Raw genomic sequence first — 21836 nt, forward strand, 5'->3', positions numbered from 1 at the left:
TGGTGTTCCGGGTCACGCCTGTGAACCGGCGACCTCGAACACCGCAACGCCGCGCGGTTCGAGGGTGAAACGGGATCCGGCGGCGTGCCGCTCGCCGGTCTCGACGTGAGTGCTGTCGGCCGGGATCGTCACCGTGTGCGACATCCCGGACCAGTTGTGGACGAACGTGACGACCCGGTCGCCTGTCCGGCCGGTGCTGACGGTGACGGGTGATTCCGCGCGCCACTGAGACGACGCGGTCTCCGGGACCAGCCAGCGTGCGATGCTGCGTGCCAGCTCGCGATTGGGCACGGTGCCGACGTAGGTCACGCGCCCGTCGCCGAAGGGGCTCGTCGTGATCGCCGCCCGCGCGCCCAGCTCGGTCGGTTCGTACTCCACGAGGGTCTCCGCGTGTTCGACGTTCAGGACGTCCACCCAGGCGGTCGCCTGCGACGCGGGTTCCAGCTCGAAGCCGCCGCTGCCGGTGACTCCGAGCGGTTCGGCGAGGTTGCTGTACTCGTCGTACCAGACGCCCGCCGCGTCGCGGAGCCGATCGGGAGCGACACCGCGGCGGGCGCGGGCGAGCTCGTCGCCGTATCCGGTCCGGATGCCGAGCACGAGGTGTCCTCCTGCCTCCGCGTACTGCCGGAGTCCGTCGAGGGTCGCGTCGTCCGCCACGTACTCTGCGGCCGCCACCAGCACCGGGTACGCGCCGGCCAGGTCGGCTGCCGACATCTCCGCGAACTGGCGGCTGTGCAGCACCCGGACCTGCGCGCCGACCTCGCTGAACCCGCGGTAGAAGGCGTCGGCGATGCGTCCGTACGAGTTCCGATCCGGGCCGCCGTCGTCGGTCGCCAGCGGCGGGTAGAACTCGAACGACCACTTGGTGTCCGTGGAGTGCAGCATCAGCACGTCGGCGTCCGGTGCGAAATCATCGAGCACACCGCCGATGCGCTCGAGGCTCGCCCCGAGCTCCGCCACCTCGCGGTAGATTCTCCCGGGCACCTGGCTGTGCGGGAGCACGCCTCCCCAGTACGTCTCAACCCCGAAGTGCAGGGTGTGCCAGTGCCAGTACTCGATCATGCGGGCGCCGCGGCTGACCAGGGCGAACGCCGCCTGCTTGATCTGGCCGGGATACGGGGGCTGGTTCTGCCACGGCCCGCCGATAGACTGCGCGTTGGTCTCGGTGACGAGGAAGCGCTCTTGCGCGGACGAGTATGCCCGGTCGGCCCACTGGAACAGCGCCCACGGTCCGGTGTGCCACCACTCGGCGCGGCGCGGGAGGTCGACGTCGGCCGAGAGGCCGTCCTGCATCAGGTAATAGGGATTGCCCGCGGTGATGTCGAGTGAAGCGACCAGTTCGTCGTCGGAGACCTGCGGCCGCGAGTAGGAGATGCAGGTCGTGACGAACTGGTCCTCCCGCGCGTACTCCCGCACGATGCCTGCCTGCCAGGCGATGAGGTCGGTGGTCTGCTCCCCCTGGAACCGGCGCCATTCCAGCTGGTACTGCGGCATCAGGTTGCCGCCCGGCCGCCACAGCTCCGACCATTCGGAGATCCGGTGCGACCAGTAGACCAGGCCCCACTCCTCGTTCAGCCGTTCGACGGTGCCGTAACGACCTCGCAGCCAGGCGACGAACGCCTGGAACGTGGTCTCGTTGTGGGGCAGGTTGTTACCGGGCTCGTTGTCCACCTGGAACCCGATGATGGCGGGATGATCGGCATAGCGGGCGACCACCTTCCGGATGACCCGCTCGGCGTACCAGCGATAGACCGGTACCGACTGATCCATCTCCTGCCGGGCGCCCCAGCCGATGGAGTGGCCCTCGGCATCCACCGCGGCGATCTCGGGGTGCAGGGTCTGCAGCCACGGCGGGATCGCGTAGGTCGGCGTCCCCAGGATGACGGCGATCCCTCGGGCGTGCGCGCCGTCGAGCACCGGCTGCAGCCAGTCGAGGTCGAACTCGCCGTTGCGCGGTTCCCAGGTCGACCACACTGACTCGCCGACCCGAATCACGGTGAAGCCCGCCTCGGACATCAGGTCGAGGTCGCGATCGAGCGTCCCCTGCTGCTGGTACTCGGCGTAGTAGGCGGCGCCGAAGAGCACACCGGGGAACACGGGCTTCTGCGTCATGTCGACCTTTCGCATCATTGCGGTGTTGTCGACAACATGGGCGAGCAGACGGCAGCCCCAATGTTGTCGACAACATTCAACGGGATGCTACACACTCGCGCGCTCGGCGCGCAACCATCGAGACCGGATGGTTACCTTCCAGCCGCGCTCAGCGGCGCGGTGGATCCCCGCCGCACCAGCTCCGGCAGGCGGTATGCGGGGACGGCATCGACATCCTCTCCTTCGATCGTGGCGATCAGCACATTCATCAGGTACGCACCCTCGCCCTCGAAGTCCAGGCGGATGGTCGACAACGAGGGCAGATGGAAGCGCGACTCGGGCGCGTCGTCCATCCCGATCACACTCACGTCCTCCGGCACGCGGATGCCCCGCTCGGCGAGCCCGAAGATCAGTCCGATCGCCATGCTGTCGTTGGCCAGGGCGACGGCGGTGACTCCGTCGGGCAGCTCGACCGCCGCTCGGTAGCCGGCCTCGGCCGACCAGTCCCCCTCGTACTCCCAGGCCAACTCCAGACCGCGCTCGGCCACCACATCCAGGAAGCCGCTCCTGCGTTCTTCTGCCGCGATCCAGACGGCCGGTCCGTTCACGAACGCGACACGGCGATGACCGAGGTCGGCGAGGTGGTCTGCCGCCAGCCGACCGGGATGGGAGCGCGGATTGGCGCCCGAGAAGGTGAGCCCCTCCCCCGAATCGATCGAGATCGGGACGTCGATCCGCCGGCCGGCGACCGCGGCCCGCACCACATACGTCTGCACCGTCGCGAAGACACCGGCGATCTGGTGCTCCATCACGACATCCAGCGCAGCATCCACCGAGTCGGCGTCCTCGCCGTCCATGGAGGCGATGTCGAGCACGTACCCGCGACTGCGCGCTGCCGTGGTCGCGCCGGCGATGATCCGGCCCGGCCCCGACAGCTCCATGCGGTGCGCGAGGATGCCGATCCGGTTCGACTGCCGCGAGCGCAGCCAGCGTGCGGCTCCGTTCGGGCGATAGTTCAGTTCGTCGATCGCGGCTTCCACCTTGGCCCGGGTCGCGGGGCGGATGCCCTCGAACCCGTTCAGGAACCGTGTGACGGTCTGGTGAGACACTCCCGCCTGACGTGCCACATCGTAGATGGTGGCGCGCTTCATGGAATGTAGTGTAACCACAGCTCGCCGCCGTACCTCGATCCCACGGACTAGGGAGGCCGGTGGTCGCGCGCCTACACCCGTGCACGTCCGTTCGCCGCGGCCACAGTCGTCAGCACAGAGAGGCGGGCGTGAGGGTGGAACCGTACGAGTGGCGCGAAGCCGAAGTTGCATTCCCCCATTGGTCGGGAACTGCGCAGCTGGATTTGCGCGTGACAGCGCGGGTCATTGAGGAAGTTGTCGGGCTGCTTTCCGCGACAGACTTTCTCGTCCACAACGTCGACCCGTTCAACGTTCTACAGGCGATTGCCCACGTGTTCGAGCTGCGCCTTCGCACCCGAGGTACCCAAGACATCCCGATTCAAATCACTGCGCTGAGCAACGCACCCGAAGGATGGAGCCAACCCGAAGATCGCCGCTACGGCGAGGATATTCGCCGTTCCCGACGTGAGCACGACCCTCGCGCTGGGGGCAACAGGTATGACGATGAGCCGGTACCGTTTGAGTATGTCCGGGGGATTATGGCGTCGAGTGCGTATATCAGCGCTCGGAGCGGTCGCAATGGTGCTTGCGCTCGTGTTGACCGGCTGTTTCGCCGGCCCTGGCCCGCACGAGTACGACCTTGTCGACGCCGCCGCGAAGCAACTGCGGATTTCTCAGGTCGGCACAGTGCTGTACGAGGGCCACTACGGCACGATGCGGAGAGTGTCTGGCCCCGGGCCCAGTGTCGAGTTCTTTGTCGCAACAGATGACGCTGGCGCCACGCGCACGATCATAGATACTGCCGTCAAGAACGGCTGGGAGGCCTCTGGCGATCTCGGAGCCTCGACCACCGTGCAGGGCCACAGTCTGCAACTCGCTATTCGGGCATGGCCGGCCGGATCTCCGACGCAAACGGGAGATGGGAAGAGCCACACTTGGGATCGCGCTGGAGTGCTCATCAACATCGACCAGTCCTGACAGCCCCCAGATTTGGGGGCACCGGAAGAGGTTGTCGCCCTAATAGCCTGCCCTCAAACCATCGGGGGCCAAGTGATTCGACGCGTGAGCGCCATTGTTCTTTCCGTTGTCCTGGTGCTTGTGGGTGTGGGAATATCGCGCCCAGCAAGTGCCGCCGAATGCGCCGACGTTGAGGTTGTGGGTGCGCGAGGGTCGGGCGATCCGTACCTGGGAGAACAGTTTGGCCTAGGTCCTGCTCTTTTCCGCGCGGTTGGCCAGCTGACCGAAATTGTTCAGGCCTCGAATCACACGATTCACGCCTATGGGGTCAAGTATCCAGCCATCGGCATTGACCTATTGTCGCCGGCCACCGGTGCAGTCGCTCCGGGCAAGCTGTCCCATCTCTTTGCGCAGCCGTACGACAACTCGCGCGATAAGGGCACAGCGATGATCCTTGCGAAACTGGACGAGGTTCGAACTAGCTGTCCAGCTTCGCAGATTGTGTTGGCCGGGTATTCACAGGGTGCGGATGCACTGGGTAAAGCTGTCGATCAGATGACCATTGCCCAGAAAAACTCGATTAGGACGGTGCTCCTCTTTGGAGACACCTATTTCAACCCAGCCGATGACCAGGCGGACTTTTCCGGTTTTCGCCATGACCATTCGGGCGTCTTTGGCACCCGGGGCCTGTGGTCTGCCGAGCTTCCGTTTACTCCGGTGATCTCGTACTGTCACTTCGGGGATCCGATTTGTAACGGCTCGGCGGGTTTGTCCTGGGACCTGCCACAATTCGCTGTTTTTGGGATGGCTCAGCATCTTAACTATGCTGACGATTCGGCAAGCGCCGCCCGGAAGGTCGCGAGCCATCTCGACTTGGCATCGATCGGCCAACCGGTGTCGACGCCGATCCCGCGGGTTGTTCAGGCATCCGAGGATCAGCACACCTACACGACCTTTGTGCTCCCGACAGGGGGGATGACCGAGACCCAACGGGACTCGGCTGCAGCGCACGCGTTCTCGATCGCGCGGAAGATCGAGGCTGCCGCTCCGGACGGGGTCACGCCGCTATTCCGAATCTTCGATGCATACAACGATGACGGAGCATACGACACCACCCACATGTGGAACTTGAATCGAAGCGCGTATGTTACTGCGGCTGTTCTGCCGTCGGCGTTCACACCTCCCGATTTTCAAACGGGGGACTGGTTTGGGGACTACCCCGAATACCACGGTCAAGTAGCGCCCAGCTATCTCTACCGCTCGCTGTTCGACGTCATGCCTAGTGACTGGACGCCGCAGCCGGACGACGCTGTTTCCAAGTTCGTCCTCCTCACTGATCAGGCTCCGATCGATGGCAATGACCGGCTTGCGGAGATGGTTGATAATGCCCAGCGACAGGGTTTTCGAGCTTATGGCGTGGATCTAGCGGATGGAGCAACAACTGGCTTGATCGACGGACTTAACGCCATGACGCAGGCAACTGGTGGTCTTACCGTCACGGGCCCCGTGGCGCAGATCGACGACCTCGCCGCGGCTGCTCTAACCGAGGCGACCCCGCAACCGGCAATCGGGGGCCCGACAAGCCTGGCGGTAAACGAACAGGGCACCTATACGGCCACCAATCTTGCCGACGAGTCCAGCGACCCTGTCTTGGAGTACAAGTGGAACTTTGGCGATGGCACTCCGGTCGGGCAATGGGATCAGGTAACAACTTCGCCTACGACGACTCACACCTTCCCGGATTACCACTACGGCTGGGATGTGACGGTTGAAGCTGTGACGGCTTCGGGTGTGGGCGGGGTAACCCGTTACCGAACCAACGTCGACCGGCCAGCGATCACCGCACCGCCAGCGACCCCGGCCGCGCCGAGCGTCGCCCCCAATAGCACAGGCGGAACCCTCACCTTGCCTGCCGCAAGCGGAGCTACCTCATACACTGTCAAGGACGAAAACGGCGACGTCGTCAGCGCCTTCATCCCACAGGATTACTACGCTCCGACAGTTAGTGTTTCCATCGACTCCTCTGACGGTCAGACGCACAGCTACACGATCACCGCGAGCAACAGCGTGGGCTCAAGCACGAGCGCACCCGTAACGGTCACGCCGCAGCCGACCGATGAAGTCTCAACCCAAGGAGACCTGACCATCGGGGATCCGGGGTCGGTAACCGGCAACGGCGGAAGGATTCGCGTCGGCGGGAACTTCACGTGCACCGGAAACGCACACGTCGACGGCGATGTGACCGTCACAGGAACCGTCCACCTCTCCGAAACCTGCGTCATCGCGGGAAGCGTCACCACAAGTTCCGACCTGGAGATGTCGGGATCGGCCCAGATCATCGGGAACGTCGCGAGCGGAGGCAACATCACGATCGCCCCCACAACCCTCATCGGGGGCTCGGTTGACGCCACCGGATCCATCACCGGTACGAACGGCGAAACGATCAGCGAACTGCAAGACGCCAACGCCCTGATCGGCACCATCACCACCGGCACGCCCGCCCCGACGATCGGTGCTGTGACCTTCCAGACCATTGGGTTCAGTGCAACCGATTGGCCCACCAGCACACCCACCACCTGGAAAGACCTCATCAACGGCATCGCCGAATCGAACGGTCTCCCAGACACGTCCCCCGGAAGATCAGCCACCCCGGGATGCACCATCGCACCAACAACAAGCAGCGTCGGTGCCGCCTCTTGGCAAGTGACCACGAACACCGTCGTGGATGCCACAACAGCTGGCAGCGGCTGCCCCACAGTCACCGTGGACAACATGAACATCGGACTCAGTGCCGACCTCACCCTCATCGTCGACAACATCCAGCAAGCGAACTCCGTCAGCGTCTACAGTGCCGACGGCCAGCCTCATCGACTAAGAATCTTGGCGACCGGCACCTCGGCCAGTACCGGCGGAATCGCGATCGACTCGCTACAAGGCAGCGATCAAATCGAGACGCGCCTGCACGCGCCAACGGTCAGCGTGAGCACATCGCTCGATATACGAGGAAGCATAGAAGCTGCCGACCAAGTGGACCTCATCAAGACGAAATTGGCTTTCAACCCCCTTCCATGAGCACGAGGTGGAGATCGGCCGGGGATGTTGCTCGCTGTTGTCGACGACAGGTCGCGCTCCTGAGTGGGGGCTTAGGGGCGGTTGATGGCGTGGCGAGGACGCGAGCACGGCTTGCGGCGCCCACGGCCGCACTGGGCAACTTCCAGGTGAGGCGGTACGTGCGGGCCCGAAGGTCGCCCGACGTACCCTGTTGGCGATCGCCCACCTACCTGTTAATGCGCAAAAACCCCCTACCAACGTACGAAAGCTCGTTAGGGCAAACGTGCGCAAGCCGCAATTGGAGGCCGCTTCGCGGCTAGAGTCTGGGCAGAAGAAGGGCGGTCCGGCCGATCGGGTGCGTGCGGCCCCCGAGGGGTGGCCGATCGCTCGACAGCGCTGCCTCGCGCAGCTGGACCGCCCGATTCCCCGCTGCACACGAGAAGCTGTACACGGCAGAAGTTCCGTTGCTCGTGCAGCGGTTCCTATGGCCTGGGAGGCGCGGTCGATTCGCGCAGCACCAGGCGGGTGGGGATCGGGATGGACTCGGCACCCGTCTCCGGCTCCTCCAGCGCGATGAGGACCTGCTGCATGGTGAGCGCGCCGAGCGACCCGAAGTCCTGGCGGACCGTTGTCAGGGGCGGCACGAAGTAGGCCGCCTCCGGCACGTCGTCGAAGCCGACGACGCTGATGTCTTCGGGGATGCGGAGGCCTCGGCCGCGCAACGCCGCCATGAGGCCGATCGCCATCTGGTCGTTCGCGACGAACACCGCGGTGGTGGAGTCGGCGGCCAGCTGCATCCCGAACCGGTAGCCGCTCTCGGCCGACCAGTCGCCGTGGCTCAGTTCGGTCGCCACCAGTCGTGCCTCGGCGAGTTCGTCGCGCCATCCGCGCACACGCTCGATGGCGTCGGGAGAGACCTCGGGGCCGGCCAGATGGGCGATGCTGCGGTGACCCAGTGCCACGAGGTGACGGACCGCCTCGCGCGCACCGCGGTACTGATCGATCGACACGGTGAGCGGGCCACGGTGCTGGCCCGCTGCGACCGCGATGATCGGGACGCCCGCTTCGAGGGTGCGGACGACATCCAACTGGGCGACATCGTCCGCGATCAGCACGACCGCCTCGACCCGCTCCCGCAGCAGAGACTCGACGACGCCGCGGATCGAGCCGACGTCCGCGGACACCGATGCGACACCGATCACGCTGTAGCGCGCCTCCCGCGCTGCCTCGCTGAAGTGGATGGCGATGGACGACGGGCCGAAGTCGGCGCTTCCCGGGGTGATCAGGCCGATCATGCGGGTACGCCGGGTGACCAGCGCCCGCGCGGCCGGAGACGGGGTGTAGCGGAGTTGCTTGATCGCCTGTTCGACGCGCTGACGGGTTGCGGGCCGCACACCGGGCACGTCGTTGAGAACTCGCGAGACCGTCTGGTGCGAGACACTCGCCAGGCGCGCGACATCGAAGATGTTCGCCACCTTCGCCGGTCGGTCCTCCGCGCTCACTTCTCGGTCCGCTCGGTCGTCTCCGGCTCGGTCGTCTCCGGCTCGTCCGGTTCGGCGCTGGCGACCAGCGCCAGGAGGGACTCGAAACTCACGTCGTCCGCGTCCAGAGTGGCGATGACCTCGCGGTCCCGGAGGACGACGATGCGGTCGCCCACGCGCAGAACCTCCTCGAGCTCCGCCGAGATGAAAAGGATGGTCATGCCGGACTCGGCCAGCTCGCTGACGAGCCGCTGGATCTCGACTTTCGCACCCACGTCGATGCCGCGGGTCGGCTCGTCGAGCGCCAGGATCCGCGGCGACAGGGCGAGCAGCCGGGCGAGCATCACCTTCTGCTGGTTGCCGCCGGAAAGCGCACCGGCCGGCCGTTCCGGGTCGGCGGGGCGGATGTCGAGGGCTTCGATCCAGCTCGCCGTCAGTTCGTCCTGGCGTGCGCGCGGGATGCGGCGCAGCCACCCCTTCTCGGCCTGCAGTGCCAGCGTGATGTTCTCCCGGACGGTCAGCTCCCCGATGATGCCCTCCAACTTCCGGTTCTCCGAGGAGTAGGCGATCCCGGCGCGTAGGCCGTCCCTCGGGCCGGTCATCCGCCGGGGCGCTCCCCCGACGATGATCGATCCGGCTTCGACCCCGTCGATCCCGGCCAGGAGCCGCGCGAGTTCCGTCCGCCCCGAGCCGAGCAGCCCCGCAAGTCCGACCACTTCCCCTTCATACAGGTCGACGTCCGCGGGTTTCAGCATCCCGCGCCGTTCGATCCCGGTCGCCGACAGAACCGGAGTGGAGCCCGCAACGCTGGGCTGGGTGTCGGGCCGGGTGTCGACGCTCTCCAGCTCCGCTCCCTCCTTGCCGAGCATCTTGTGCACCAGATCGATCCGCAGCAGCTCGGTCGTCAAATACTCCCCGACGAGCTCGCCGTTGCGGAGAACCGTGACCCGGTCGCAGATCTCATAGACCTGTTCGAGGAAGTGCGTGACGAAGAGGATGGCGACGCCGCGCGACCGCAGCTCCCGGATGACCCGGAAGAGCTCCGTCACCTCGTCCTGGTCGAGGCTCGACGTCGGCTCGTCGAGCACCAGCACCTTGAGGTCGGCGGAGACCGCGCGGGCGATAGCGACCAGCTGCTGCACCGCCAGCGAGTACGAGCCGAGCGGGCTGGCCGGGTCGATGTCCAGGCCGAGGCTGCCGAGCGCGCGCTGCGCGTCGGACCGCATCCTGGCCCAGTCGATCCCGCCCCGGCGGCGCGGCTCGCGACCGAGCATGATGTTCTCCGCGACCGTCAGGTTCGTCAGGAGGTCCACCTCCTGGTAGACCGTGCGGATGCCCGCCTTCTGGGCCTGGCGGGGGTTCGAGAAGGTGCGGACCACACCGTCCAGCCGCACAGTGCCGGAGTCGAGCGGGATGACACCGGTGATCGCGCGGATCAGGGTCGACTTTCCGGCCCCGTTCTCGCCCATGAGCGAGTGGACCTCACCAGGAAACATCCGGAAGTCGACGTTGGAGAGCGCCGCGTCTCCCGCATACCGCACGGACGCGCCGCTGACCTCGACGACAGGGTCGACATGCATCGTCGCCTCGCGCTCCTTGTCCGCCCTGGGTGACGGAGTCCACACTACTATCGGCCGCTACGCACTTCCTGCTGCGCTCACTTCCTGCTGGTTCGGGCGACGATTAGCCGCTGCACCACCACGAACGCCAGCAGCAGGATGCCGATGGTGATCCGGGTCCAGGACGCGTCGGCGCCGAGGAAGGTGATGGACACCTTGATGACGCCGTAGACGAGCACACCGACCAGCGACCCGATCACGTAGCCGCTGCCGCCCGTCAGCAGGGTGCCTCCGATGACGACGGCGGCGATGGTGTCGAGCTCGGTGCCGATGCCGTTCAGGCTGTAGCCCGCGGCGGTGTAGGAGGTGAACAGCAGGCCGGCGATGCCTGCGCAGGTTCCGCTGATCACGTAGACGAGCACGCGGGTGCGGGCCACCGGGAGGCCCATCAGCAGTGCGGACTGCTGGTTGCCGCCGACGGCGTAGACGGTGCGCCCGAAGCGCGTGTACCCGAGCACCCAGATGGCCACCGCCACGACGAGCAGGGCGATGATCACCGTCGGCGTGATGTACCAGCCTCCCGAGCCCAGCTTGGTGGACTGCAGCCACAGCACCGCGGGCTCTTTGACCTGGATCGCCTCGAGACTGACCACGAAGCACAGACCCCGCGCCAGGAACATCGCGGCGAGCGACGCGATGAACGGCTGCACGTCGAAGTAGTGCACCATCACACCGATGGTCAGGCCGAACAGCGCTCCGGCGACGATCATCAGCGGGATCACCAGGGGTGTCGGGATGCCCGCGGCTAGCAGCTTGGCGCCCAGGATGCCGGTGAACGCCATCACCGCACCGACCGAGAGGTCGATCCCGCCGCTCAGGATCACGAAGGTCATGCCGGCCGCGAGCACGATCAGGTAGGCGTTGTCGACGAACAGCGACGACAGGATGCGCGGGGTGACGAACACTCCGAAATACGCCTGGCCGGCGGCGAGCATCAGGATGAGGATGGTCACCGCGGCGAGGACCGGCGCCCACGACGCCTTGTTCCTCAGCCGATGCCGCCAGGTGGGCGCGACCCGGACGGTCCGCGTCGGTTCCAGGATCGGGGTCGCGCTCATGCCGCGCTCCTTTCGGTTTCGGCCGTGCGCGCTGCGATGCGCGGCTGCGGTGGTCGGAGTCGCCCGAGCCATCCGCGTACCCGTCGCGACTGCGACAGGCACACGATGATCACGACGGCCGCCTTGAAGACCGGTGTCACCGCCGGCGGAACGCCGAGGAAGGTGATGGTCGAGGTCAGGGTCTGCAGGATGAAGACGCCGATCACGGTGCCCGCGAGCGTGAACTTGCCGCCCGCCAGCGACGTGCCGCCGAGCACCACCGCGAGGATGGCGTCGAGCTCGATATTCAGGCCGGCGTTGTTGGCGTCCGCTGCCATGATGTTGGAGCTGTAGAGGATGCCCGCGATCCCGGCCAGCAGACCGCTCAGGCCGTAGAGACTCCATACGATGCCGCGCGAGCGAACCCCGGCGAGCCGGCTGGCCGAGGGGTTGATGCCGACCGACTCGGTCAGCACCCCCAGCGCGGTCCGGCGCACGAGCAGGCTGATGACGATGATCGCGCCGATCGAGACGATGAAAGCGAAGGGCAGCCCGAAGACGTACCCCTGAGAGATGTACGCGTACGGTGCGCTGGTGATCGTGGTGATGAAGCCACCCGTGATCAGCAGGGCGATCCCGCGCCCGGCCAGCATCAGCACCAGTGTCGCGATGATCGGTTGGATGCCGAGCACCGCCACCAGGAAGCCGTTCCAGAGCCCGAACAGCAGGCTGATCACGACGGCGGTGAGGATGGCCGTGCTCACCGTCCCCAGGCTGCCCGGCGAGCCGGACCCGGAGATGATCGTCAGCGCCACGGCACCGGAGATCGCCATCTGGGCCCCGACCGACAGGTCGATCCCCCGGGTAGCGATGACCAGCGTCATCCCGAGGGCGATCAGCATCAGCGGCGCACTGTTGCGCAGGATGTCGATGAGCGACCCGTACAGCTCGCCGTCTTTGACGGTGATGCTGAGGAAGCTGGGCCGCGAGATGGTGTTCAGGATGATGAGCGCCAGAAGCGCACCGATCGGCCACACCAGCCGGTGCCTGAAGATCGTGCTCATGCTGCGCCCTCCTTGGCGATCAGTGCGACGATGTCATCGACATCGACGTGACGTTCATTGTCGAGTTCGGCGATCTTGCGGCGATCCCTCATGACTACCACCCGCTGCGAGAGTCGCACCACTTCATCCAGTTCGGATGAGATGAAGATGAGTGCGAGTCCGCCGGCAGCGAGTTCGACGATCAGCCGCTGGATCTCCGCCTTCGCCCCGATGTCGATGCCGCGGGTCGGCTCGTCGAGGATGAGCAGTTGCGGGTCTGTGGCGAGCCATCGGGCAAGAAGGACTTTCTGCTGGTTGCCGCCGGAGAGGTTGCGGATCAGCGCGTTGGGATTGGCCGGCCGGATCCCGAGGGACTCCATGTACTGTCCGACGATCCGGGCCTGTTCTGCCTTGGTGACCCGGCGGAGCCAGCCGCGCTTCGCCTGCACGCCCAGCACGAGGTTCTCGGCCACCGTCAGATCGGCGATGATGCCCTCTTCGCGGCGATCCTCGGACGAGAAGGCGATGCGCTGCTCGACGGCATGGCGGGGACTGGTCAGCCGCGCCGTGGAACCTCTGACCGAGACGCGCCCCTGGTCGGCCCGGTCGGCCCCGTAGATGAGCCGGGCCAACTCCGTACGCCCGGAGCCGAGCAGACCGGCGATGCCGACCACCTCACCGTCGTAGACCTCGAGGTCGAACGGCTCGACGGAGCCCTTGCGGCCCACGAGCGCTGCGCTCAGCACCGGCGCACCCGCGCGATCGACCTGGCGGTCGGCCGAACGGCCGATGGACTCGAATTCGGCGAGTTCCCGGCCGAGCATGGCCGCGATGAGCTCCGTGCGGCTGATCTCCTCGATGGCGTGTTCGCCGATGAGGCGCCCGTTGCGCAGGACCGTGAGACGGTCGGAGATCTCGTAGATCTGGTCGAGGAAGTGGGAGACGAAGAGGATGGCGACGCCGCGGTCGCGCAGTGCACGCATCACGGTGAAGAGCTGTTCCACTTCGAACCGGTCGAGGCTCGACGTCGGTTCGTCGAGCACCAGGACCTTGCAGTCCACCACCACGGCCCTGCTGATGGCGACCAGTTGCTGCACGGCGAGGGAGTGCGACGACAGCGGCGACCGCGGGTCGATGTCGAGGCCGAGTTCGCCGAGGAACCGGGACGCCTCTTGGTGAGTGGTCCGCCAATCCACTCCGAAGGGTCCGCGCTTCTCGTTGCCGAGCATGACGTTCTCACCGACCGAGAGGTTGGTGCAGAGGTTCACCTCTTGGTAGACGGTGGCGATGCCGGCGTCCTGCGCGTCGGCGGTGCCGGCGAAGGTCCGCGACTCGCCGGCCACCGCGATCCGACCGCTGTCGATCGGGTATACGCCGGTCAGCGCCTTGATGAGCGTGGACTTGCCCGCCCCGTTCTCGCCGAGCAGTGAGTGGATCTCACCCGGGCGAAGGGTGAAGTCGACCTGGTCGAGCGCTTTCACCCCCGGGAACGAGATGGAGATGTCCCGCATCTCGACAACATTGTCGGTCACGTCGTGAACCCTGCTTTCCTCGATGGGATGGCCACGGGGCGTGCCTGCGCGCGCCCCGTGGCCTCCGTGTGGTTCTGATCAGTACTTGCGGGTGGGCAGCGCTTCCTTGGCCGCCGCCTGGTCGAACGCGAGGTCCTTCGCGGTGTAGGCCTTGTCGACCTTCTTGCCGGCGATGACATCCTTCACCACGGACGCGACCTGGTCGCCGAGCAGAGGGTTGCACTCCACGACGTAGTTGAACTGGCCGTCCGACAGAGCGGTGAGCCCGTCCTTCGTCCCATCGATGCTGACGATCTTGATGTCCTTACCGGGCGTCAGACCGGCGGCCTTGATGGCGTCGAGGGCACCGAGACCCATGTCGTCGTTCTGGGCGAACAGCAGGTTGATCTTGTTGCCGTACTTCTGCAGGAAGCCCTCCATGACGGTCTTGCCGTCGGCGCGGGTGAAGTTGCCCGTCTGCGAATCGAGCGTCGTGATCGAGGTTCCGGCGATGCTCGACGAGAAGCCCTTGGCCCGGTCGATCGCGGGAGCGGAACCGGTGGTTCCTTCCAGCACGACCATGTTGGTCGCGGTGGTTCCGAGTGTGCTGGCCGCCCAGCCGCCGGCCGTCTCGCCCTCCTTCTTGAAGTCGTCGCCGATCCAGCTGGCGTAGAGGCTCGGGTCGGCGTCGATCGTGCGGTCTTCGAGGATCACCGGGATCTTGGCGTCCTTCGCCTCCTTGAGGACGTCGTCCCAGCCGGTCGTGACGACGGCGGCGATCACGATCGCGTCCACGCCCTGGTTGATGAAGCTGTGCACGGCGGCGATCTGGTTCTCGGGCTTGTTGTCAGCCGCGTTGAAGATCAGCTTGAAGCCGTTCTTCGACGAGAACGCCTCTTTCATGGACTGGGTGTTGGCCGCTCGCCAGCCACTCTCCGACCCGGTCTGCGCGAAGCCGACGGTGATGACCTTGTGGCCACCGCCTCCGCCCGCTGCGCCTGCCGAGCAGCCCGTAAGTGCGACGGCCATCAGTCCGATGGCCGCAATGGCGCCCATAAGTTTTTTCATACCAAACCTCCTCGTTCGGGTACCGGACGTCGCCGGCCACTGTGTGCCTGCAGGCCGATGGCTGTGCAAGCTGGTCGTAATGTTAGCCTTCACATTGCGTCCAACAGCAACACTTGCTCGGTAACGATTAGGTAACGCACCCCGGCGTTACTCCCGGAAATTCGGTGGATATGCGGGTTGTGGCCCAGAACGATTCGCATTTTGTGAGGGATCACATTCCGCCTGGCAGAGGTATCGCATCCACTGCAGGCATTGACGGTTCGCTCGGCGTCGTTATAAACTAAGCGCGCTTAGTACTTCTCACGATAGGAGATCATGATGTGGACCACAGAATTCAGCGCACGCACCACCGCGCCCGCCTCGGCCGTCTGGTCGGCACTGCGCGACCTGCACAGCGGCATCCCCCTCGGACCGGCGAGCGACCGGTTCGAGCTGCACGGACCCTTCGCGGTCGGCACGACCGTCACCGTCACACCACAGGGGCAGGATGCAATGACATCGGAGATCGTGGAGCTCGACCCGGAGCGCGTCTACGCCGACCGCACGGTGTTCGGCGAGCTGGCCCTCACCTTCCGGCACACGCTGGCTGCGCGTGCGGACGGGGGAACCGACGTGACGCACACGCTGGAGATCGACGGGAAGGATGCCGCGGCGGTCGGCCCGGAACTCGGCCCGCAGATCGCCGGCGACTTCCCGGTCGCGATGGCCGAACTACTCGCCGCCGCCGAGGCGCGCCAGGCGGCCGCAGGTGCCTGAAGACGGCCTCGGCAGCCGTTTCCCGGTGGCCGCGCAGAGCCCCGGGCTGCTGCTCTGGCGGGTGACGAACCGTTGGCAGGCCGCCATGCGGGCGGCGCTGGCGCCCCACGGACTGACGCACGTCCAGTACGTGCTGCTCGCCTCGCTTACCTGGTTGCGAGACCGCGAACCCGAGCGGCTGGTCACGCAGGTCGACCTGGCCGGCTTCGCGGCGACCGACCCGATGATGACCTCGCAGGTGCTGCGCACGCTGGAACGCGACGGCCTGGTCGAACGGCTGCCGCATCCCACCGACCGACGCGCTCGCGTGCTGCGCCCGACGGCGGCAGGAGCGGCGGCCGCCCGCCGGGCCACTGCCGACGTAGAGGAGGCGGACGCCCTGTTCTTCGAACCGGTGGATGCGGCCGCGTTCGCCCGCGACCTGGCGGCGCTCGGAGTAGCGGAGCGGCCCCAACCCTGATGCGAACGCCGCTTGCGCTCTCCGAGTGGCAGAGGGACCGCATCGGAGCCGTGCCGCTTAAGGCCCGTTCACCGGCGACCTCAAGGACAACCGGCAGCCATATCCATGGGACGGGAAGTTTCAGTGCCACGATGGCGAGGACGAATCACGAAGCCTAAACAGGAGATGACGAGTCCGACGAATGCGGTGCTGTTGCCCTTGTTGGCCATCGAACCTCTCTAGCAAAGCGCCAGCACATGTCCCTTGCGAGGCGCCAGCGCCTCGCCGCCAGCATCTCTGGGTCAACGGTACTGCCGGCCGTCTCCACGACTCGTCGGCTGGGAGATTTCTCCGCACTCTTCCATCGCATGCCCACACGCGTACCGTGTCCCCTCGTGGCCCCCGTCTGGGGAAATCGCAGAAGCTCGTCAAGGGGGATGTTCAGGCGCCTTCGCAAGCCGGAAGCCACAATGAGAGAAAGAGGAATCATGAGAAGGAAGATCGCATCCATCGCTCTGACCGCAGTGCTCTCAGGTGCATTCGCCGTTGCCGGAGTCGGGGCCGCACAAGCCTCCACCCCCGCAGCAGCGCCAGCGGCAGTCTCGCAGGCCGCACAGCGCGCGACCGCAGCGCCCGTCAACATCAATCAGGTACTGCCCGACGGCAGCACGCTGGCGGGTACGTTCAACCTCACGAAGTTCGTGAACCAGGGCGGCCAGCTCGTGGCCCAGGGTGTCTTCAACGGCACGCTGACCTCGGCAACGGGGACCGTCACCCAGCTGACGAACGTCGCCACCAGCAGCGTCGTGACAAGTGCGGCGAACCCCGCCGCATGCAACATCCTTAGCCTCACGCTCGGGCCGCTGCATCTTGACGTGCTGGGTCTCATCGTCGACCTGAACCAGGTCAACCTGAACATCACCGCCCAGCCGGGCAGTGGCAACCTTCTGGGCAATCTGCTCTGCAACGTCGCCCGCCTGCTCGACAACGGCACCGGCCTTCAGGGACTGACGAACCTTCTGAACAACCTGCTCGGCGCTCTCTGACAGGAGTGACAGCCGATAGGTAAGAGGGTCGCCTCCAATGCTGGAGGCGACCCTTCTCATCGTGGAGCCATGGCATGCGAGCCGTCTCGCTAGCCGATCCATCACGGCGTGGATGGCGGTGCAATCATGGAGGGGATGAAGCGTCCAGCGCAGCCTGAAGACCTCGGCCGACTGTTTATCGAGCAAGCGAACGCCGGCGATGTCGACGCGCTCACCGACCTCTATGAGGAAGACGCCGTGCTGGCACTCCCGGACGGTACAACAGCAATTGGGAAGGCCGAAATTCACGAGTTCTACACGCGACTTCTCGCCGATCGACCCACATTCACGGCAGCACCGCAGCGACCGGCGTTGCGCAACGGAGACTGGGCGCTCACTTCGACGAGGTTTCCGGGCGGCGCTACAGCAGAAGTAGCTCACCGGCAGCCGGACGGTACTTGGCGGTGGATCCTCGACCAGCCCAACCTTCTCGGCGAGTAGCCGCGGACGATTCGCGCGGTGCCCTTTCACCGGTCGTGTGCGGACACCTTCCCGGTGACCGATCCTGCTGCGCGCGGAGGCGCTTCCGTGGAAGGATCGGCCCGTGACTGACGATCGGCTACTGATCCACGAAGTGCTCAACCTACACGGACACCTTGTCGACGAAGGAGAGTTCGATCGTTTCAGAGAAGTGTTCACTGTGGATGTTGTTTACGACGTGTCCGCGCTCGGGGGCGGCGAACTACGCGGGATCGCCGCGATCGCCGACGCAGGCCGATCGCTCGGCTCGCGCAATCCGCTGGCGCACCACGTCACCAATGTCGTCGTCCGAAGTATCGCTGGTGACAGCGCCAGCGCAATCAGCAAAGGCCTCGGGGTCGCTGCTGACGGCCGATCCGGTTCGATGGTTTACCACGACCAGCTCATTCGGACGTCCGAGGGCTGGCGAATCAGTCATCGCCGCGTGCTGCCTCGAAAGGAGCCGTTGCAGCCAAGTGGCAGGTGACGTTCGATTCACTAGCCTGCGCGAGGGATCGATCGCCGTGCACGCTAATGGATCCATTACCGGGCGGATAGCGGTGCAATCATGGGGGGATGAAGGATCCGCTTACGGGCGTTGCGGCGCCATCTAGCGATGTCAACCAGGCGATCCGCTGCGATCCACCGGAAAGCGGGCCTGCGGGTAAGCACCGCTTGCAAACGGCGGCGATCTCAACCGGTGAACGCACCGCATGGGTGTGACTCGGGAGTATTTGCACCTGGGCCGTCTGCCCGGCCATTCCTTCGCGTGTACGCCCCGGATCCGCATCCGGGACGACGCTGCCGCCGGGCAACTGGGTACCGTTTCGGTTCTGTTACCCGACGGGCAGTCCGATCCGGTCGCGCTCCAGCGCCGCGCGCAGAGTCGCAAGCGCTGCTCCGACGGTGGCAACTTGGTCGGGCCTGAGCGTTGAGGACACGAGATCGGACAACCGCTCCTGGAAGGTGGTCTCAGCATCGGCGAGAACATCGCCGCCAGCGTTGGTGAGGCTGACGAGCGAAGAGCGTCCGTCTGCGGGATTCGGGTGCCGAACGACCAGGCCACGCGCTTCGAGACGGTCGACACCTTTGCTGATGGCGCCAAGGCCGGCGGCGAAGTTGGACGCGACATCAGCCACACGCGACCCCGGATGGTCCCGGAAGTAGCGCAGGAACTCGAATTGGGAGGTAGCGAGTCCGTGGTCGCGGCTCAAGCGGTCGCCCAGCGCGTTGTAGAGACGCGTCTCAGAACGCACGAGATCGTCGAAGAAGGCGCCGAGCGCATCACTTGTCGATTTGGTTGCCACGGCATGTAGTCTACAACTACATGCCCGGGCATGCATTTCATGGGCCGACGAGGGAGAACCGATGAGCAGGGAACAACGACGCGCGCTCGACGCTCGCCTCCGGTCAGCACCGCAGGCGAGCGGCCCGGTGCCCGTTGAGCAGCTGCGAGAGGGGTTCGCGCATTTCATGAGCGCGTTCCCGGTCCCGTCTGGCATCACCCGCACCCGGGTGGATGTTGGCGGTCGCCCGGCGGTGCAGGTCGATCCGGTCGGTGGGACACATCCGGGTACGATCCTGTACTTCCACGGCGGCTCGTTCTCTCTCGGATCTCCCGAGACGGCGATGGCGCTGACAGGTCACCTCGTTGAGCGAACACGCGTACGGGCAGTGTCGATCGACTATCGACTGGCTCCCGAGCACCCGTTCCCTGCAGCCATCGAGGATTGCCTCGCTGCGTACCGCGACCTTCTCGACGAGGGCGTCGACCCGCAGTCGATCGTCTTGGCCGGAGACTCGGCCGGGGGTGGGCTCGCCGTCACGACGACGCTCGCCGCACGCAACGCGGGGCTGCCGATGCCGGCCGGGATCCTCGCCTTCTCGCCCGGTCTCGACCACACCCGGTCCGGTGAATCGATGACCGTGAAGGAGGGCATCGACCCGCTCTTCACGGGGGAAGGCATGCGGCGCACCGGAGACCTCTACCTCGACGGCCAAGACCCGGCCCAGCCGCTCCTCGCGCCTGCCGTCCTCGCCGACCTGTCGGGATTCCCCCCGATCCTGCTCCAGGTGGGCACCAACGAACTCCTGCTCGACGACTCCGTTCGCCTGGCCGAGCGCGCGCGGGCAGCGGACGTCGATGTGATCCTCGACATCGTCGCCGACGTACCGCACGTCTTCCCGGCCTTCGTCGGCGTGATCGACGAAGCCGATGAAGCCGTGGATCGAGCCGCCCTGTTCATCACGCAGCGAATCGGTAAGCGGACGCTGCCGCACGACCCCCATACCGTGATGTCCGGCCCGTACCGGTGATTCCTGGGCCGGATGAGTAGTCGTCGTTACCCCCAGATGGGGGTGTTGTGATCCGTCCCCCATCGCTGTCACTGTCAGGCTGACCGGTCTGTGAAGGGAGGCGTGTGACTGCCACCCGTCTGCCTGCGGTAGTCCACACTGCTTTGCGGCAGCATCCCTGGCTGGTCGGCTCCTTCGCGCTTCTGGTGATGATCGCATCCGCTGGCGTGCCTGCCGCCATTGCCGTCGCCGACCACTCGAAGGCCGATTCCGAGTATCAGCAGGCCCGCCGGAGCCTCGCGTCGGTCTCAGCTCAGCTGACCGCCGCTCGGACGGACTTCGGCAAGACGAGAGCCGACGTCTCCGCTCTCGCCGGGCAGCTTCAGCAGTTGACATCGGCGGCGCACGACTACCTGACATCCAGCCAACTCGGGCTTGTGACGGCATCCTCGGATCGACTCTCGGGCGCTCTTGCTCTCCCGGCCGGTGAGCAGGCCACCCCGAGGGAGGCGACGGGGACCCGCAATTCATCGACCGCCGAACTGCAGTCGGCGGCGGCAACCCTGACCCGTCAGGCGGCGGACGAACGCGGCTGGCTCGCGACCACCCGCCGAGCTGTCGACGAACTGTCCGTGGCACGCGACCTCGCTTCTGCCCGCCTGGATGCAATCACCTCTGGCATGGCGCAGGCGGACGACACACCCGCCGTGCCCGGCGTGAGTGCGTCGCTCGCCGCTGTTCTGGCCGCCTACCCGCGGGCGGACCAGGCATCGAAGGACGCACTCACTGCATCCGCCACCGCTGCGACGGCCGCCGGCGCTGCGCACAAACCACTCGTCGCGTCGCTTCTCGACTTCCTCGGGAAGGCGCAGGCCGTTCACGACTCGCAGGCAGCCGTAGACGCGGCCGCCGCGAAGGCGGCTGCGGAAGCAGCGGCACAGGCGGTCGCGGAAGCACAGGCAGGAGGAAGCGCCGGGAAAACGGCGCCTACGAATCCGGCTCCACCCAGAAACTCGCCTGGTTCGTCGAGCGGGGGCAGCGGCGGCACCCTTACTCCGCTTCCATCACCTAACTTCGACCTTGTAACTCACACACCCCAGGTCCTTCTCCCGTACGGTGGCGTAACACCGGCGGGGATTCCGTACGAGCCGGGGTGCGGCAACCAGAAGTTCATGTATGAGCAGCAAGCCCGCAACCACGGCTTTGAAATAATCTCGCTCAATCCGCCGTGGGCATTTGACTACCACGCCTTCCCCACCGCCGACGGCTGGAGCGTTGACGTCTACGAGTGCATGCCGACGCCTCAGGGTTAGGTCGGTGGATGCAGCTGCCGACGATCTCGACACCATTCATCCGAGGTCGGTGGTCCGGAATAGGGTCGCACCGTGGCGACTCTCGACGACCTTCGCCGGACCGCTGTCCGGCTGCCCGGCAGTGAGGAGCGCGCGACGACGGGCGGCGCTGCGTGGTTCGTTCGCGGCAAGCTGTATGCGTGGGAGTGCCATCCGTGGCCCAGCATCCCCGCTGACATGCGCGAGATAGTCGCCGCCGAACTCGTCGTCGGGGTGAAAGTCGCCGACCGCCTGGACGCGCTCGCCCTCGTCGAAATGGCGCCCACCGTGTTCTTGCGCACCACGACGCCCTGGGGTGAGCCGAAGGTCGCGTTCCGCATGGCAAGCATCGACGAAGACCATCTTGACGAACTCGTGACGGAGGCATGGCGTGTACAGGCTCCGAAGTATCTGCGGCGTGAGTTCGACGACATCGGCTCTTAGAGGAGTGGCCGCACACGGTTCCATCAGACGCGACCGGGG

General features: G+C 66.0%; 19 protein-coding genes. 10 read left to right on the forward strand and 9 right to left on the reverse strand.

The annotated features are described in order from the left end of the window. Positions 1-12: 12 nt before the first annotated feature. Together AB4079_RS00755 and AB4079_RS00760 are read right to left on the reverse strand one after the other, a co-directional pair. Positions 13-2112 (reverse strand): beta-galactosidase, encoded by a 2100-nt coding sequence (locus AB4079_RS00755; RefSeq protein WP_441785365.1) that lies wholly within the window; start codon positions 2110-2112, stop codon positions 13-15. 131 nt (positions 2113-2243) lie between these two features. Continuing rightward, on the reverse strand, positions 2244-3242 hold the full coding sequence (locus tag AB4079_RS00760) for a LacI family DNA-binding transcriptional regulator (RefSeq protein WP_441785366.1): 999 nt from the start codon (positions 3240-3242) through the stop codon (positions 2244-2246). 558 nt (positions 3243-3800) lie between these two features. Here AB4079_RS00760 and AB4079_RS00765 point away from each other — a divergent pair. Together AB4079_RS00765 and AB4079_RS00770 are read left to right on the forward strand one after the other, a co-directional pair. After that, positions 3801-4199 carry a hypothetical protein gene (locus AB4079_RS00765; RefSeq protein ID WP_441785367.1) on the forward strand — a complete coding sequence of 133 codons (399 nt, stop codon included), beginning with the start codon at positions 3801-3803 and terminating at the stop codon, positions 4197-4199. An 84-nt stretch (positions 4200-4283) separates the two neighbouring features. After that, on the forward strand, positions 4284-7250 hold the full coding sequence (locus AB4079_RS00770) for a cutinase family protein (RefSeq protein WP_441785368.1): 2967 nt from the start codon (positions 4284-4286) through the stop codon (positions 7248-7250). A 461-nt stretch (positions 7251-7711) separates the two neighbouring features. Here the strand turns inward: AB4079_RS00770 and AB4079_RS00775 are convergent, their stop codons facing one another. The 6 genes from AB4079_RS00775 to AB4079_RS00800 form a co-directional block, all read right to left on the reverse strand. After that, positions 7712-8731, reverse strand: coding sequence for a LacI family DNA-binding transcriptional regulator (locus AB4079_RS00775; RefSeq protein ID WP_441785369.1), 1020 nt, complete (start codon positions 8729-8731; stop codon positions 7712-7714). Continuing rightward, positions 8728-10290, reverse strand: coding sequence for a sugar ABC transporter ATP-binding protein (locus AB4079_RS00780; RefSeq protein WP_441785370.1), 1563 nt, complete (start codon positions 10288-10290; stop codon positions 8728-8730). Before AB4079_RS00780 ends, AB4079_RS00775 begins: the two co-directional genes overlap by 4 nt. A 77-nt stretch (positions 10291-10367) precedes the next feature. Next, the gene (locus AB4079_RS00785) at positions 10368-11387 is read right to left on the reverse strand and encodes an ABC transporter permease subunit (protein ID WP_441785371.1); all 1020 of its coding nucleotides are present in this window, start codon (positions 11385-11387) and stop codon (positions 10368-10370) included. Beyond that, positions 11384-12430, reverse strand: a complete 1047-nt coding sequence (locus tag AB4079_RS00790) for an ABC transporter permease (RefSeq protein ID WP_441785372.1) — start codon at positions 12428-12430, stop codon at positions 11384-11386. The genes AB4079_RS00785 and AB4079_RS00790 overlap by 4 nt, the downstream gene beginning before the upstream one ends. Continuing rightward, positions 12427-13920, reverse strand: a complete 1494-nt coding sequence (locus tag AB4079_RS00795; RefSeq protein WP_441785893.1) for a sugar ABC transporter ATP-binding protein — start codon at positions 13918-13920, stop codon at positions 12427-12429. The genes AB4079_RS00790 and AB4079_RS00795 overlap by 4 nt, the downstream gene beginning before the upstream one ends. Before the next feature lie 99 nt (positions 13921-14019). Next, positions 14020-14988 carry an ABC transporter substrate-binding protein gene (locus AB4079_RS00800; RefSeq protein WP_441785373.1) on the reverse strand — a complete coding sequence of 323 codons (969 nt, stop codon included), beginning with the start codon at positions 14986-14988 and terminating at the stop codon, positions 14020-14022. 318 nt (positions 14989-15306) lie between these two features. On the opposite strand from AB4079_RS00800, the gene AB4079_RS00805 reads away from it, so the two are divergent. From AB4079_RS00805 to AB4079_RS00825, 5 genes are all read left to right on the forward strand, one after another. Beyond that, positions 15307-15744: an SRPBCC family protein gene (locus tag AB4079_RS00805; protein WP_441785374.1), complete on the forward strand. Its 438-nt coding sequence runs from the start codon at positions 15307-15309 to the stop codon at positions 15742-15744. Then, positions 15737-16204, forward strand: a complete 468-nt coding sequence (locus tag AB4079_RS00810; protein ID WP_441785375.1) for a MarR family winged helix-turn-helix transcriptional regulator — start codon at positions 15737-15739, stop codon at positions 16202-16204. The genes AB4079_RS00805 and AB4079_RS00810 overlap by 8 nt, the downstream gene beginning before the upstream one ends. Before the next feature lie 467 nt (positions 16205-16671). Continuing rightward, complete coding sequence (locus AB4079_RS00815) at positions 16672-17229, forward strand: ABC transporter substrate-binding protein (protein ID WP_441785376.1); 558 nt, start codon at positions 16672-16674, stop codon at positions 17227-17229. A gap of 135 nt (positions 17230-17364) precedes the next feature. Further along, positions 17365-17709: a YybH family protein gene (locus AB4079_RS00820; protein ID WP_441785377.1), complete on the forward strand. Its 345-nt coding sequence runs from the start codon at positions 17365-17367 to the stop codon at positions 17707-17709. A gap of 103 nt (positions 17710-17812) precedes the next feature. Continuing rightward, positions 17813-18214, forward strand: a complete 402-nt coding sequence (locus AB4079_RS00825) for a nuclear transport factor 2 family protein (protein WP_441785378.1) — start codon at positions 17813-17815, stop codon at positions 18212-18214. A gap of 349 nt (positions 18215-18563) precedes the next feature. On the opposite strand, the gene AB4079_RS00830 is transcribed toward AB4079_RS00825, so the two are convergent. Beyond that, positions 18564-19034 carry a MarR family winged helix-turn-helix transcriptional regulator gene (locus AB4079_RS00830; RefSeq protein ID WP_441785379.1) on the reverse strand — a complete coding sequence of 157 codons (471 nt, stop codon included), beginning with the start codon at positions 19032-19034 and terminating at the stop codon, positions 18564-18566. Between the two features lie 61 nt (positions 19035-19095). Between AB4079_RS00830 and AB4079_RS00835 the strand changes: the two genes are divergently transcribed. The 3 genes from AB4079_RS00835 to AB4079_RS00845 all read left to right on the forward strand — a co-directional run bounded on the left by AB4079_RS00835 (position 19096) and on the right by AB4079_RS00845 (position 21797). Further along, on the forward strand, positions 19096-20043 hold the full coding sequence (locus AB4079_RS00835) for an alpha/beta hydrolase (protein WP_441785380.1): 948 nt from the start codon (positions 19096-19098) through the stop codon (positions 20041-20043). Between the two features lie 104 nt (positions 20044-20147). Beyond that, complete coding sequence (locus AB4079_RS00840; RefSeq protein ID WP_441785381.1) at positions 20148-21335, forward strand: hypothetical protein; 1188 nt, start codon at positions 20148-20150, stop codon at positions 21333-21335. 72 nt (positions 21336-21407) lie between these two features. Further along, a complete protein-coding gene (locus tag AB4079_RS00845) occupies positions 21408-21797 on the forward strand; it encodes an MmcQ/YjbR family DNA-binding protein (protein WP_441785382.1) in 390 nt (129 codons plus the stop codon). Positions 21798-21836 lie beyond the last annotated feature (39 nt).

Origin of the sequence: Leifsonia sp. 2MCAF36, assembly GCF_052115525.1 — a bacterium.
GTDB lineage: Bacteria > Actinomycetota > Actinomycetes > Actinomycetales > Microbacteriaceae > Leifsonia.

What these genes read in the sequence shown, in the direction of transcription:
- AB4079_RS00795 (WP_441785893.1), bottom strand. Translation starts at nt 13,920, where the DNA reads ATGCGGGACATCTCCATCTCGTTCCCGGGGGTGAAAGCGCTCGACCAG.
- AB4079_RS00790 (WP_441785372.1), bottom strand. Translation starts at nt 12,430, where the DNA reads ATGAGCACGATCTTCAGGCACCGGCTGGTGTGGCCGATCGGTGCGCTT.
- AB4079_RS00800 (WP_441785373.1), bottom strand. Translation starts at nt 14,988, where the DNA reads ATGAAAAAACTTATGGGCGCCATTGCGGCCATCGGACTGATGGCCGTC.
- AB4079_RS00815 (WP_441785376.1), top strand. Translation starts at nt 16,672, where the DNA reads ATGAGAAGGAAGATCGCATCCATCGCTCTGACCGCAGTGCTCTCAGGT.
- AB4079_RS00765 (WP_441785367.1), top strand. Translation starts at nt 3,801, where the DNA reads ATGGTGCTTGCGCTCGTGTTGACCGGCTGTTTCGCCGGCCCTGGCCCG.
- AB4079_RS00820 (WP_441785377.1), top strand. Translation starts at nt 17,365, where the DNA reads ATGAAGCGTCCAGCGCAGCCTGAAGACCTCGGCCGACTGTTTATCGAG.
- AB4079_RS00835 (WP_441785380.1), top strand. Translation starts at nt 19,096, where the DNA reads ATGAGCAGGGAACAACGACGCGCGCTCGACGCTCGCCTCCGGTCAGCA.
- AB4079_RS00785 (WP_441785371.1), bottom strand. Translation starts at nt 11,387, where the DNA reads ATGAGCGCGACCCCGATCCTGGAACCGACGCGGACCGTCCGGGTCGCG.
- AB4079_RS00755 (WP_441785365.1), bottom strand. Translation starts at nt 2,112, where the DNA reads ATGACGCAGAAGCCCGTGTTCCCCGGTGTGCTCTTCGGCGCCGCCTAC.
- AB4079_RS00805 (WP_441785374.1), top strand. Translation starts at nt 15,307, where the DNA reads ATGTGGACCACAGAATTCAGCGCACGCACCACCGCGCCCGCCTCGGCC.
- AB4079_RS00780 (WP_441785370.1), bottom strand. Translation starts at nt 10,290, where the DNA reads ATGCATGTCGACCCTGTCGTCGAGGTCAGCGGCGCGTCCGTGCGGTAT.
- AB4079_RS00760 (WP_441785366.1), bottom strand. Translation starts at nt 3,242, where the DNA reads ATGAAGCGCGCCACCATCTACGATGTGGCACGTCAGGCGGGAGTGTCT.